Origin of the sequence: Rhodococcus ruber, assembly GCF_027270735.1 — a bacterium.
Taxonomy (GTDB): Bacteria; Actinomycetota; Actinomycetes; order Mycobacteriales; family Mycobacteriaceae; genus Rhodococcoides; species Rhodococcoides rubrum_A.
Window position 1 is genome coordinate 78,006 of sequence record NZ_JAPWIJ010000010.1, and the last position, 13,232, is coordinate 91,237.

The 13,232-nt window shown below is 64.8% G+C and carries 11 protein-coding genes; 2 read left to right on the plus strand and 9 right to left on the minus strand.

Features of this window, described 5'->3' with window-relative positions:
- Position 1: 1 nt before the first annotated feature.
- From guaA to guaB, 4 genes are all read right to left on the minus strand, one after another.
- Positions 2-1,591 (minus strand): glutamine-hydrolyzing GMP synthase, encoded by a 1,590-nt coding sequence (guaA, locus tag O4220_RS21870; protein ID WP_269607596.1) that lies wholly within the window; start codon positions 1,589-1,591, stop codon positions 2-4.
- Positions 1,592-1,621: 30 nt separating this feature from the next.
- Complete coding sequence (locus O4220_RS21875) at positions 1,622-3,376, minus strand: FAD-dependent oxidoreductase (RefSeq protein WP_269607597.1); 1,755 nt, start codon at positions 3,374-3,376, stop codon at positions 1,622-1,624.
- Between the two features lie 185 nt (positions 3,377-3,561).
- Positions 3,562-4,701, minus strand: coding sequence for a GuaB3 family IMP dehydrogenase-related protein (locus tag O4220_RS21880; RefSeq protein ID WP_032376742.1), 1,140 nt, complete (start codon positions 4,699-4,701; stop codon positions 3,562-3,564).
- A 56-nt stretch (positions 4,702-4,757) separates the two neighbouring features.
- Positions 4,758-6,281, minus strand: coding sequence for an IMP dehydrogenase (gene guaB / locus O4220_RS21885; protein ID WP_032376741.1), 1,524 nt, complete (start codon positions 6,279-6,281; stop codon positions 4,758-4,760).
- Between the two features lie 320 nt (positions 6,282-6,601).
- Here guaB and O4220_RS21890 point away from each other — a divergent pair, with 320 nt between their 5' ends.
- Complete coding sequence (locus tag O4220_RS21890; RefSeq protein ID WP_032378069.1) at positions 6,602-7,006, plus strand: DUF5319 domain-containing protein; 405 nt, start codon at positions 6,602-6,604, stop codon at positions 7,004-7,006.
- Between the two features lie 100 nt (positions 7,007-7,106).
- Here the strand turns inward: O4220_RS21890 and O4220_RS21895 are convergent, their stop codons facing one another.
- The 3 genes from O4220_RS21895 to O4220_RS21905 all read right to left on the minus strand — a co-directional run bounded on the left by O4220_RS21895 (position 7,107) and on the right by O4220_RS21905 (position 9,658).
- Complete coding sequence (locus O4220_RS21895) at positions 7,107-8,123, minus strand: anti-sigma-D factor RsdA (RefSeq protein ID WP_269607600.1); 1,017 nt, start codon at positions 8,121-8,123, stop codon at positions 7,107-7,109.
- Positions 8,116-8,694 carry a sigma-70 family RNA polymerase sigma factor gene (locus O4220_RS21900; protein WP_269607601.1) on the minus strand — a complete coding sequence of 193 codons (579 nt, stop codon included), beginning with the start codon at positions 8,692-8,694 and terminating at the stop codon, positions 8,116-8,118. Before O4220_RS21900 ends, O4220_RS21895 begins: the two co-directional genes overlap by 8 nt.
- 136 nt (positions 8,695-8,830) lie before the next feature.
- Positions 8,831-9,658 carry a hypothetical protein gene (locus tag O4220_RS21905; protein ID WP_269607602.1) on the minus strand — a complete coding sequence of 276 codons (828 nt, stop codon included), beginning with the start codon at positions 9,656-9,658 and terminating at the stop codon, positions 8,831-8,833.
- A 667-nt stretch (positions 9,659-10,325) separates the two neighbouring features.
- On the opposite strand from O4220_RS21905, the gene O4220_RS21910 reads away from it, so the two are divergent.
- The gene (locus O4220_RS21910; RefSeq protein WP_027496361.1) at positions 10,326-10,619 is read left to right on the plus strand and encodes a WhiB family transcriptional regulator; all 294 of its coding nucleotides are present in this window, start codon (positions 10,326-10,328) and stop codon (positions 10,617-10,619) included.
- Positions 10,620-10,701: 82 nt separating this feature from the next.
- On the opposite strand, the gene groL is transcribed toward O4220_RS21910, so the two are convergent.
- Together groL and groES are read right to left on the minus strand one after the other, a co-directional pair.
- Positions 10,702-12,315 (minus strand): chaperonin GroEL, encoded by a 1,614-nt coding sequence (gene groL, locus O4220_RS21915; RefSeq protein WP_269607603.1) that lies wholly within the window; start codon positions 12,313-12,315, stop codon positions 10,702-10,704.
- A 97-nt stretch (positions 12,316-12,412) separates the two neighbouring features.
- A complete protein-coding gene (gene groES / locus O4220_RS21920) occupies positions 12,413-12,712 on the minus strand; it encodes a co-chaperone GroES (RefSeq protein WP_008718149.1) in 300 nt (99 codons plus the stop codon).
- Between the last annotated feature and the right edge of the window lie 520 nt (positions 12,713-13,232).

The following is a 13,232-nucleotide window of genomic DNA, read 5'->3' on the forward strand; positions in this document are numbered from 1 at the left end:
CTCACTCCCACTCGATGGTGCCCGGCGGCTTGCTCGTCACGTCGAGAACGACTCGGTTGACCTCCGGAACCTCGTTGGTCACCCGAGTCGAAATCGTTTCCAACACGTCGTACGGCAGTCGAGTCCAGTCCGCGGTCATCGCGTCCTCGCTCGACACCGGACGCAGGACGATCGGATGACCGTAGGTACGACCGTCGCCCTGCACTCCGACACTGCGGACGTCCGCCAACAGCACCACCGGGCACTGCCAGATCTGCTGATCCAAGCCGGCGACCGTAAGTTCTTCTCGAACAATGGAATCCGCATGACGCAACGTGGCCAGCCGGTCCGCAGTGATCTCTCCGACGATGCGAATGGCCAGTCCGGGCCCCGGGAAAGGTTGTCTTCCGACGATGTCCTCGGGCAGTCCCAATTCACGCCCGACGGCGCGAACCTCGTCCTTGAACAACGCGCGCAACGGCTCGACCAGAGCAAACTGCAGATCGTCCGGCAAACCGCCCACATTGTGATGGCTCTTGATGTTGGCGGTTCCCGAACCACCACCGGACTCCACGACATCCGGGTAGAGCGTGCCCTGCACCAGGAACTCGACGGAGTCGCCGTGCTCGGCGTTCTCACCCAGCACCTCGGTGACGGCACCCTCGAAGCTACGGATGAACTCGCGGCCGATGATCTTGCGCTTCTCCTCCGGATCGGAGACGCCCTCGAGCGCACCGAGGAAGGTGTCGACTGCATCGACGGTGACGAGCTTGGCTCCGGTGGCAGCCACGAAATCCTGCTGAACCTGCTCGCGCTCGCCGGCGCGTAGCAATCCATGGTCGACGAAGACACAGGTCAACCGGTCGCCGATTGCGCGCTGCACGAGAGCCGCCGCCACCGCGGAGTCGACTCCACCGGACAGACCACAGATGGCCTTACCCGTCGGACCGACCTGCTCCTGGACTGCCTCGATCAGAGCGTCGGCGATGTTGGCCGCTGTCCAGTCCGGAGCGATGCCTGCCGTCTCGTGCAGGAACCGACTGAGTACCTGCTGCCCGTGCGGGGAGTGCAGAACCTCGGGGTGATACTGCACTCCGGCCATCCGCGTGGCTTCGTTCTCGAAGGCGGCAACCGGTGCGCCGGCGCTGGTGGCAGTAACGGTGAAGCCCTCCGGAGCCGCAGTGACCGCGTCGCCGTGGCTCATCCACACCGGTTGGGTCGCAGGCAAGCCGTCGTGCAGACGGCCGCCGTCGACGCTGAGTTGAGTGCGCCCGTACTCCCGCGTTCCGGTGTGCTCGACGGTTCCGCCGAGGGCCTGAGCCATGGCCTGGAATCCGTAGCAGATTCCGAACACGGGGATGCCGAGGTCGAGAAGTGCCGAGTCCAGTTCGGGTGCCCCGTCGGCGTAGACGCTCGACGGTCCACCGGAGAGCACCAGCGCGACCGGATCCTTTGCCGCGATCTCCTCGGCGGTTGCAGTATGCGAGATCACCTCGGAGTACACGTTGGCCTCACGCACACGGCGGGCGATCAACTGCGCGTACTGGGCACCGAAGTCGACGACGAGAACCGGGCGTGCGTGTGCGGGATCGTGTGCAGTGGAGTCGGTCACCGGGTCAGTCTAGTGGGACCGCTGCAGTGCCTACGCAACACCCGAATGCTCGACGTGCATCGCCGCAGAGCCGGACCTGATCTCGACGATCGGCAGCCTCAGTCCACCCGGAGCGTCCACCGGGACGACGGGCGAGTTGGGAGCGATGGGATCGAGCCGCTGATACGGAAGCCCCTGTGCCGGGCGAAGATCCAGCTCGCCCTTGTTCGGCCACAGTGCCGCGGACCGCTCGGCCTGCGCGCTGATGGTCAGCGACGGGTTGACCCCGAGGTTCGCCGACACGGCCGCCCCGTCCACCACGCTCAGCGTCGGGTATCCGTGGACGCGGTGGTACGGATCGATGACGCCGTGCGCCGAATCCGAGGCGATGGCGCAGCCGCCGAGGAAGTGTGCGGTGAGCGGGATGTTGAACAGCTCTCCCCAGGTACCGCCTGCGACACCGCCGATCTTCTTGGCGATGCGCCGGGTGGCGTCGTTGCCCTCGGGGATCCACGTCGGGTTCGGCTCACCGTGGCCCTGCCTGCTGGAGATCTTGCGGCCGAACGGCCCACGCTTGGTGAACGTGGTGATCGAGTTGTCCAGGTTCTGCATCACCAGCGCGATGATGGTGCGCTCGCTCCAGTGCCGGACGTTGACGACCCGTACGAACTGAATCGGGTGTGCAATCAGCGCGAACACGAACTTGAGCCACCGCGGAATCTTTCCTCCGCCGTCGGTCATCAGGGTCTGCAGCATGCCCATCGCGTTGGAGCCCTTGCCGTAGCGGCACGGCTCGATGTGCGTGTTGGGGCTGGGGTGGAACGAGGACGTGATGGCGACGCCGCGCGTGAGGTCCATGTTCGGATCGACCGCCAGCTTGGCCGCTCCGACGATCGACTCGGAGTTGGTTCGAGTCAGTTCACCGAGCGTGTCCGACAATTCGGGCAGCGCGCCCGTGTCCTTCATCTTGTGCAGCAGGTTCTGGGTGCCCCAGGTGCCTGCTGCCAGAACGACATTGGCGGCGCTGTACGTCTTCTTGCCCTTGCGGAGCCGAGCACCGGTGCGCTCGGTGTCGACGTCCCAGGTGCCGTCGGATCGGGGGCGAAGGCCGGATACCGTCGTCATCGGCACGATCTCGGCTCCCGCGCGCTCGGCCAGGCCGAGATAGTTCTTCAGCAGGGTGTTCTTGGCACCGTGACGACACCCCGTCATGCATTCACCACATTCGATGCATCCGGTGCGCTCGGGGCCGGCACCACCGAAGTACGGGTCCGGGACGGTCTTTCCCGGCTCGTCACCGAAGAACACGCCCACCGGTGTCTGGATGAAAGTATCGGCGACACCCATGTCCTCGGCGACCGACTTCATCACCTCGTCGGCAGGGGTCATGTGGGGATTGCGCACCACGCCGAGCATGCGGGTGGCCTGGTCGTAGAACGGAGAGAGCTCACTGCTCCAGTCCGTGATGTGTGCCCACTGCTTGTCCTCGAAGAACGGCGCCTGAGGCTTGTAGAGGGTGTTCGCATAGTTCAGCGATCCACCGCCCACTCCGGCACCGGCGAGGATGAGGCAGTCGCGCAACAGATGCACGCGCTGGATTCCGTAGAGGCCCAGCTTCGGTGCCCACAGGAAGCGCTTGAGATCCCAACTGTTCTTCGCGAAGTCCTTGTCCTCGAAGCGCTGCCCGGCTTCCAGGATCCCGACGCGGTATCCCTTCTCCACCAGCCTCAGCGCAGTGACACTTCCGCCGAAGCCCGAACCGACGATCAGAACGTCGTAATCCGTGGCGCGAACAGCTGAACCCATGGTGACCTCCGCTACATCCGTTGCTGTCGAACAGTATGCACACCCCCATGTGACTACCGCCACAAACAATTCTAGCTGTTACGGGAGGTATCACCAACTCAGGGTCGGCTTAGGTGGACGACATGCAACAGAAAGGGCGCGCACCCCGGTGGAAAGGAGTGCGCGCCCTGCTGGAAAAGACTTGATCAGGCCCTGACGTTCAGGCCCACCTTCTGGAATTCCTTGAGATCGGAGTACCCCGACTTCGCCATCGACCGACGCAATCCGCCGACGAGGTTGATCGAGCCGTACGACTCACGCGACGGTCCGTGCAGCACCTGATCGAGGCTCGGACGCTCCCCCGCCGACATCGGCAGCAACGCGCCACGCGGCATCGACGGATGCGCCGCCGCGGACGGCCAGTACCAGCCGCCGCCGGGAGCCTCCGCTGCGACGGCCAGCGGAGCTCCGAGAACCGCAGCGTCGGCTCCGCAGGCGATGGCCTTGGCCAACGCACCGGACGTGGTGATGTCGCCGTCGGCGATGACGTGCACGTAGCGCCCGCCGGTCTCGTCCAGGTAGTCCCGACGCGCGGCTGCCGCGTCGGCGATCGCGGTGGCCATGGGGACACCGATGCCGAGCACCTCACCGGTGGTCGTGCCACCTTCGACGGAGCCGTAGCCGACGATGACGCCCGCCGCACCCGTGCGCATCAGGTGCAGCGCAGTGCGGTGATCGCTGACGCCACCGGCGATGACGGGGACGTCCAGTTCGGCAATGAACGTCTTGAGGTTGAGCGGCTCCTCGTCACCGTGCGCCACGTGCTCGGCGGAGATGATGGTGCCCTGGATGACCAGCAGATCCAGGCCTGCGGCGACGAGGGCGGGTGTCAGCGCACGTGCGTTCTGCGGACTCACCCGAACGGCGACGGTGACCCCGGAATCGCGTACCTGACCGACTGCGGCCGAGAGCAGATCGGGCTGCAGCGGCGCGGCATGCAACTCCTGCAGAAATGCGATGGGCGCATCGGGATCCAGGTCTGTCTCGGCGATATGGATCAGCTGATCCAACTTGGCCTGTACGTCCGCGTGACGGGCCCAGAGGCCCTCACCGTTGACGACCCCGAGTCCGCCTTGACGACCCAGCTCGATCGCGAACGCGGGCGAGACCAGGGCATCGGTCGGATGGGCGAGCACCGGGATGTCGAAGCGGTACGCGTCGAGTTGCCACGCCGTCGACACCTCCTTCGACGACCGAGTGCGACGGGACGGCACGATGTCCACGTCGTCCAGCTGGTAGGTGCGGCGGGCTTCTCTGCCCATGCCGATTTCAACGAGGTCGCGCACGCGCGCACCTTTCTACTTCGAGAGCGAATCGAGTCGGCCGAGGGAGACCGAATCGACTATCGGGTGGTGTAGTTCGGAGCCTCTGCGGTCATCGTGATGTCGTGCGGATGGCTCTCCTTGAGCCCGGCCGCGGTGATCTGCACGAACTGAGCCTTCTGCAGGTCTTCGATCGAGTTGGACCCGGTGTAGCCCATTGCAGCTCGCAGACCACCGGTGAGCTGGTGAATGACCTGATTCAGCGGTCCGCGATACGGCACGCGGCCTTCGATGCCCTCGGGCACCAATTTGTCCTCGGCCAGCACGTCGTCCTGGAAGTAGCGGTCCTTGGAGAACGACTTCGCTCCCCCACGTCCCTGCATGGCACCGAGAGAACCCATGCCGCGGTAGCTCTTGAACTGCTTGCCGCCCACCAGTATCAGCTCACCGGGGGACTCGGCCGTTCCGGCCAGCAACGATCCGAGCATGGCGGTCGAGGCACCTGCGGCGAGTGCTTTGGCAATATCACCGGAGAACTGCATACCGCCGTCGGCGATGACCGGCACACCGTGCGGTTTGCACGCGGCAACGGCTTCGAGGATGGCCGTGATCTGCGGAGCGCCGACGCCTGCGACCACTCGGGTGGTGCAGATGGATCCCGGTCCGACGCCGACCTTGACCGCGTCTGCACCGGCCTCGACGAGAGCGAGTGCGCCTGCGCGGGTGGCGACGTTTCCGCCCACGACCTGAACCCGGTCGCCCACCTCGGCCTTGAGCTTGCTGACCATCTCGAGCACCTGCGAATTGTGGCCGTGCGCGGTGTCGACGATGACGACGTCCACCCCGGCATCGGTCAGCGCCATCGAACGAGCCCATGCGTCCTGTCCGACGCCTACCGCGGCACCGACGAGCAATCGGCCGTCACGGTCCTTGGTGGCGTTGGGATGCTGCTCGGTCTTGACGAAGTCCTTGACCGTGATGAGACCGGTGAGCGCGCCCTTGCCGTCGACGATCGGAAGCTTCTCGATCTTGTGGCGGCGCAGCAGCCCGAGGGCGGCCTCGGCGGTGACGCCCTCCTGCGCGGTGATGAGCGGAGCCTTGGTCATGACATCGGCGACGCGGCGGTTCTGATCCACCTCGAAGCGCATGTCGCGGTTGGTGATGATGCCGACCAGCGCGCCGGTCTCGTCGGTGACGGGCAAACCCGAGATGCGGAAGCGCGCACACATGGCGTCGACCTCGGCCAACGAATCGGTGGGCTTGCACGTGACCGGATCGGTGACCATGCCGGCTTCGGAGCGCTTGACGGTTTCCACCTGCGACGCCTGATCCTGCAGCGACAGGTTGCGGTGCAGCACGCCCATGCCACCCGCGCGGGCCATCGCGATCGCCATCCGCGCTTCGGTGACGGTGTCCATGGCCGAGCTGACCAATGGCACCCGCAACCGGATCTCGCGGGTGATCTGGCTGGACGTGTCGACCGAGCTGGGAATCAGATCCGAAGCGGCCGGCAGCAGCAGGACGTCGTCGAACGTGAGGCCGAGCATCGCGACCTTGGTGGGATCGTCGCCGCCTGTGCGGACGTGGGCTCCGGGACTACTCATGCGAATCTGGCCCTCCCTAGAGCCTGGTTGCACTCCGGCGCGGCGTGCGGCCGGTGAGAGCTCGCAGGCGCACCGCAGTGCGGGATTGGACAACGGATGGGCGGGATTGGAGAACGGATGGAGTTTCGGCACTTGCACTCATCTGTTCAGCGCCGTGAACCATGGTATCGGCTAGGGCACAACCAGTGCGAATGCCTCCCACTACGGCCTGCCCGAGGCGCCGAAATCTGGGCCATCGGCGCGTGTGCGCAGCATCCACGTCCGGCATGTCGCGTTCGAACAGCTGGCGCAGACCCACCAGTCCTGCGTACCGTGGAGGCGTGCGCGATCAACTGCCTCCCGGTTTACCCCCGGACCCCTTCGCCGGAGACCCAGCCGACCCGTCGGCCGCCCTCGACGCCATCGAGCCTGGCCAGCCCCTGGATCCTCAGGAACGACTGGCCGTCGAGGAAGACCTGGCGGACCTCGCTGTGTACGAAGCACTGCTCGGCCACCGCGGCATCCGCGGCCTGGTCGTGTGCTGCGAGGACTGCCAGCAGGACCACTACCACGACTGGGACATGCTGCGCGCGAACTTGCTGCAGCTCTTGGTCGACGGCACCGTGCGACCGCACGAGCCGGCTTACGACCCCGTGCCCGACGCGTACGTCACCTGGGACTACTGCCGTGGTTTTGCGGATGCATCGATGAACGACGCCCTACACGGCGACGGTTTCGACAGCTGAGTATCCGCACAACCTCTTCGAGCAACGAAGAAGCCCGACACGATGATCGTGTCGGGCTTCTTCGTTGCTCGAACGGATACGTGGCCGTCCGGTTCTTCGCTCAGCTTCCGCCGGACGGAACCGACATACGATCGCGGTTCTCGGACGAACTGCCACCGGCGGTAGCCGTCGGTTGATTCGGGTCGAGAAGGACCGTCGGTGTGACGTCGGTCGTCGTCGGACTCGGACTCGTCGTGGCAGGCGGACTGTTCGGTGTGGTCGTTTCCGGGCTCGGTGTGATCGGAACCGCACTGGTGTCGGGCACCACCGTGTCCACCGGAGCCTGAGGCGAAACGACGTCGGGGCTGGGCACAGGAGCAGGCGCACTCGGAACCGGTACCGCCGGCGGTGCCGGGGCGGGAACCGTCAGAGCCTGCAGCTCTTGCAGCAGACGCGCCAGCCACTGGTCGAGCTCGGCGCGCTGAGAATCGTCGAGCACAGCGGAGGTGCGGTTCGATGCACCGTCGAGCAGAGCCCGAGCAGCATCGGCGTCACCGGACGACAGGAGGTTTTCGGCCTCCTGCAACTTGGACGTCGTATCGATCTGCGCCACAGTCGAATCGGCTTGCTCGGAGAACACGACGGACTTGACGCTCCACAGCGGATCGTCGGGTGTCGAGTTGTAGGAGATGACCACCAAGCCACCCATCACCACGGCGATCGCCGCAGCAGCGCCGGCGATGGGGCGTAGCAAACGCATCCGTCCCCCACGATTCGCGGAGCTCCGTCGCGCCATGTCGGCGGCGAGCTTCTCGCGTTCCACCGAGGCCACGACCACGTCGAGGGAGGGACCGGCGGGCATCGCCGGCGTCACCACGTCTGCTCGCCAGCCGGCGAGTAGAAGGGCAAGTTGATACTCGTCTGCGTCATCGGTAGCTATCGGTCCGTCACCACTGATCGCGTCGATGAACGCATCGTCACGACGTACGGCGACGAGGTCTACTGGACCACCGTCTGCACCGATGTCGGCATAGGGATCGTTCTGCTTCGGTCCAGTGGGGTTCACGTGCTCACCGATTCGCGAGATTCCGCGACGCGGGGTCTCACCGGAGCCACCGTGACCAATGTCCCTAGCCATACATTTCACCTGCTCTCACAACTTCGTTCTTCAGTTTTGCGATAGCTCGGTGCTGAGCCACGCGGATAGCGCCTGCAGTGCTGCCGACTGCCGCCGCTGTTTCCTCGGCCGACAATCCGACGATGAGTCGGAGCACCAGAATTTCTCGGTGCTTGGCGGGCAAGGTGTCCAGCAGTGCAGTCATCTGACGACTCGACTCGGATTCGAGAGCGCGTTGCTCCGGTCCGTGTTCCATCGACACGACATCTGGTACTTCGGCGGCCGGGTCCGATTTGTTACGCGAGGCGCTGCGATGGGCATCGGCGACCTTGTGAGCCGCGATGCCGTACACGAATGCCATGAACGGACGACCTTGGTCCTGGTAACGCGGCAAGGCGGTCATGACTGCCAAACAGACCTCCTGCGCCACATCGTCGGCCGATAGCTGACCGCGCTCAGCCGATCCGACTCGTGCCCGGCAGTACCGGACGACAAGTGGTCGGATGAACTCCAAGACCCGGGACAGAGCCGTTCGATCGCCTTGCGCTGCGGCAACGACGAAAGAGTCCAACTCCTCACCCGCTGTGTTCATCGTCGACAATTTTCCCCGCGTTACAGGTACGCACCCGCCTGGGAGCGCTTCCACGTGGTGGTGGAACGTGACCAAGGATAGCGACACCACCCCGAACCAACCGAACCACTCGGTCCGTCTTCGACCGCGGTCCTGGTCAGTCGATCGACGAACCACCCCGACGATCGATCGCTGAGGCGAGATCGATTGAGGACACCATCTCTGCGTCGGCAATTCCGGTTCCCTCGCAGAGCATCGTCGCGGCCCAGCGCAATGGCAGCAGGCCGTGCATCGCCGCTGCGCTGGCCACCTGGACCGCCGAATCGTGTGCGCGGGTGATCTGCCCGACGCAACTCAGCGCGGCCGCCAAGACCAGGTCCGTCTTGATGCTGTGGCGTAACGAATCGGCATCGTTGGCGAGAGCCCGCGCGGATTCGGCGTGTCGGACGGCCGTGGGGCCGTCGCCGCGCACCATCGCCAGTTCGGCCGACACCCACGCAGCTCGCAGAACCGGACGCCAGAGCCCCTTTCCGTTCGGGCCCTGCCGATGCTCCTCGCTGCGGTCGAGCAGGGTCTGCGCCAACTCGAACCGGCCCGTGCCGAGCGCATCGGCGGCGAGGCCGATCAACGCATCGCTGCGGGCTTCCACCGAGTCCCTCGATCGCGGAGGTCCCACGAGACCGACGAGAAACACCGCTCTGCCGTCGAATTGGCGCGCCCGATCGTGCCTACCCAGTTGACGCAGCCATGAGGCTCTGGTCGACGCGTGCAGCGACTCGACTTCCGGGCTGCCAGGCCTGTACCGACGCAGCTCGACGTCCGCCGCGCCGTATCGACCTTGCCCGGCCAACGCCACACTGCGGTACCAGCTCTCGCGTGGCCCGGTCGCCGCGGGTAGCGGAAATCGGCCGGGGTCGGGACCGAAAGCGACGTCGAGGAGGACGGAGGGCGTCGCAGCGAACCGCGAGATCTGCTCTGGTGGCACGACGCAAGGGTAGGGCCTGTCCGCTGCGCAAGAACAACTCGGTGTGGCGAGAATTCGTACTCGATCACGGCACCGGATGCGGGCTCTGCATTCCGTGCACGAAATGCAGTTTTCAAGGAATTAACAATGTAAAAAAGGCCGTCCAGGAAACGGCAATCTGAACGCTGTGTGGCGAATAGGTTAAACGCTGTACCGAAACGGTGAACCGTACCGAGACACCTCGGCGGTCGTTGCCTGACGCCTCGGCACGGGACACGCCGTTCCGACGGCCGGCACCGAACGCCGAGTGCAGTGCAGTTCCGACCGAGCCGATCGGCCGGCACCGAACGAACCCCTGGAGCCTTCACAGGACCCTGAACAGCGAGAACAATGACGAACGCAAGGAGAATCGGCCGCGCGAAGCCGCAGTTTCGGCCATTGATTCCCAGCGTCGACGGGACGGATGCCGAGCCGCGCTTTCCCTATCGTCTCCCGTGTCCGCAGATTCTTCAACAGGAGCGGCACGCACGCCGTGCGGTCCAAGTAAATATCGCCCGTGTTAATTCTTGGGCCGATAACTATGCATTAGCCCACGACGAAGAACTATTGACGCGATTTCGTCGACCCACATAACGTTGTCGGCATTCGGATCACGAATCCGAGAAGCCACACCACCCTAGGAGTTTCCATGCCGCAGCCGAATCATCTCCCTGGGCCGAACGCCGATATTTGGGATTGGCAGATGCACGGCCTCTGCCGTGGGGTCGACTCGTCCATGTTCTTCCACCCGGACGGCGAGCGAGGCCGCGCACGGGCGCAGCGCGAGATGCGCGCCAAGGAAATGTGCCGCAGCTGCCCCGTCCTCGCGCAGTGCCGCACACACGCTCTCAACGTCAGTGAGCCGTACGGCATCTGGGGCGGAATGTCCGAGACCGAACGCGAACTGCACGCCCGGCACAACCGTCGTCGTATCGCGGTGTAGTCGACGCGATCTCACGAGTGCACACACGAAGAAGCCCCCAACCCGACACGGGTTGGGGGCTTCTTCGTAGTTCTACCGAACGTCAGTGAGCGTGGCCGTGCCCGGCAGCAGGCTCGGCGGCCTCTTCCGGCTTCTCCACGATCGAGCTCTCGGTCGTCAGAATCATCCGAGCAACCGATGCAGCGTTGACCACAGCGGAACGAGTCACCTTCACCGGATCGACGACGCCGTCCGCCAGCAGGTCACCGTACGTCAGGGTCGCGGCGTTGAATCCGTGTCCCTTCGGCAGCTCGGCGACCTTGCTGACCACGACGGAACCGTCGATGCCTGCGTTGGTGGCGATCCAGAACAGCGGCGCGTTGAGTGCAGTACGCACCACGGCGACTCCGGTCGCTTCGTCGCCGGTCAGGCCCAGATCATCGGCCAGCGACAACGCTGCCTGCGTCAGAGCGGAGCCACCGCCGGGAACGATGCCCTCTTCGACGGCCGCCTTGGCTGCTGCCACTGCGTCGTCGACGCGGAACTTGCGTTCCTTGAGCTCGGTCTCGGTGGCTGCGCCGACCTTGATGACGGCGATGCCGCCCGAGAGCTTCGCGAGACGCTCTTCGAGCTTCTCGCGATCCCACTCGGACTCGGTGTTCTCGATTTCGCGGCGCAACTGGCCGACGCGAGCATCGATGTCGTCCTGGGAGCCCGCACCGTCGACGATGGTCGTGTCGTCCTTGGTGACCACGACGCGACGAGCGCGCCCGAGGAGCTCGAGGCCGGCCTCCTTCAGGCTCAGACCGACATCGGCAGTGATGACCTGTCCCGCAGTCACGACGGCGAGGTCGTCCAGGAATGCCTTGCGGCGATCACCGAAGAACGGTGCCTTCACGGCGACGGCCTTGATGGTCTTGCGGATCGAGTTCACGACGAGCGTCGAGAGAACTTCACCCTCGGTGTCCTCGGCGAGAATGAGCAACGGCTTGCCGCTCTCGGCCACCTTCTCCAGCAGGGGAAGGAAGTCCGGAAGCGAGGTGATCTTCTCGCGGTAGAGCAATACGTACGCGTCTTCGAGGACGGCTTCCTGCGTGTCGACGTCGGTGACGAAGTACGGCGAGAGGTAGCCCTTGTCGAACTGAACGCCCTCGGTGACCGAGAGCTCCGTGAGCAATGTCGAAGACTCTTCGACAGTGACCACGCCGTCGGCACCGACGCGGGTGAGCGCCTCACCGACCAGTTCGCCGATCTCGGGGTCACGCGAGGAGACGGTGGCGACCTGAGCAATGGCCTGCTTGCCCTCGACCGGAGTAGCGGCGGCGAGCAGCGCCTCGGCGACCTTGTCGGCAGCCTTGGAGATCCCGACGCCGAGGGCGATCGGGTTCGCACCGGCGGCGATGTTCTTCAGTCCGCCGCGCACGAGAGCCTGCGCGAGAACCGTCGCGGTGGTGGTTCCGTCGCCTGCGACATCGTTGGTCTTGGTGGCGACACTCTTGACCAGCTGTGCGCCCAAGTTCTCGAACGGATCTTCCAGGTCGATCTCACGAGCGATCGACACACCGTCGTTGGTGACGGTCGGTCCGCCGAAGGCCTTGGACAGGACGACGTGGCGTCCACGGGGTCCGAGAGTGACCTTGACTGCGTCGGCAAGCTTGTCGACGCCGCGCTCGAGTGACCGGCGCGCTTCCTCGTTGAATTGGATTTGCTTTGCCATGTTTCGGTGTTACTCCTTCGAGTAAAGAAACTCGATCGAACGCACACCGCCCCGGCACCGACACGAGATCGGCTTCCGGGGCGGGATGCGTTGTGGCCTACTTGGCGATGACTGCCAGCACGTCGCGTGCCGACAGAATCAGGTACTCCTCGCCGGCGTACTTGATCTCGGTGCCGCCGTACTTGCTGTAGATGACGGTGTCACCTTCTTTGACGTCGACCGGGATGCGGTTGCCCTTTTCGGTGACACGGCCTTCGCCAACGGCGACGACGGTGCCTTCCTGAGGCTTCTCCTTGGCTGTGTCGGGGATGACCAGACCGGAGGCGGTCGTCGTCTCGGCCTCGTTGGCCTGGACGAGGATCTTGTCCTCGAGCGGCTTGATTTTCACGCTCGCCACGTTGAGCCCTCCAAAGTTATGGGGTACGCGTCCGGGGTCGGATCCCCGGACAGCTGTGTGTAAGTACTTCTCGTGCGGTCCTGACAAACGGCTCGAACTCGTTCCCGTCGTCGCGGGTGCCGGGACTTCGCTCGTTGCCAACTAGCACTCTATACACGAGAGTGCCAGCACTCAAGGGCTGGGTTCGCCAGATTCGAGTCGGCGCGGACACGGACGGTCCGGCGCTCCGGACGACGCGCGGTTTTTCGGACCCGAGCAAGTGGAAAACGCGGAAAATCGGGCCCCGAAACGCCGATGTCGCTACCGATTTCCGCGTTTTTTCCGACTGCGTGCTCGTCCGCCGAAAGACCAGGTGAACCGCCCCGAACATCGTCCCGATAACCGACCGCGTGGAATATAACGTTCGCATAAATACCGGAAGTAACGTTACGATAACGGGGCTGTCCGAACGATAACGATCGACAGCTGTGTCGCGACATGAGACACAAGGCAGTCGAACCGGACGGGCAAACAGGGGCGG

What these genes read in the sequence shown, in the direction of transcription:
- guaB (WP_032376741.1), bottom strand. Translation starts at nt 6,281, where the DNA reads ATGAGTAGTCCCGGAGCCCACGTCCGCACAGGCGGCGACGATCCCACC.
- O4220_RS21895 (WP_269607600.1), bottom strand. Translation starts at nt 8,123, where the DNA reads ATGGCTAGGGACATTGGTCACGGTGGCTCCGGTGAGACCCCGCGTCGC.
- groL (WP_269607603.1), bottom strand. Translation starts at nt 12,315, where the DNA reads ATGGCAAAGCAAATCCAATTCAACGAGGAAGCGCGCCGGTCACTCGAG.
- O4220_RS21910 (WP_027496361.1), top strand. Translation starts at nt 10,326, where the DNA reads ATGCCGCAGCCGAATCATCTCCCTGGGCCGAACGCCGATATTTGGGAT.
- O4220_RS21875 (WP_269607597.1), bottom strand. Translation starts at nt 3,376, where the DNA reads ATGGGTTCAGCTGTTCGCGCCACGGATTACGACGTTCTGATCGTCGGT.
- O4220_RS21900 (WP_269607601.1), bottom strand. Translation starts at nt 8,694, where the DNA reads ATGAACACAGCGGGTGAGGAGTTGGACTCTTTCGTCGTTGCCGCAGCG.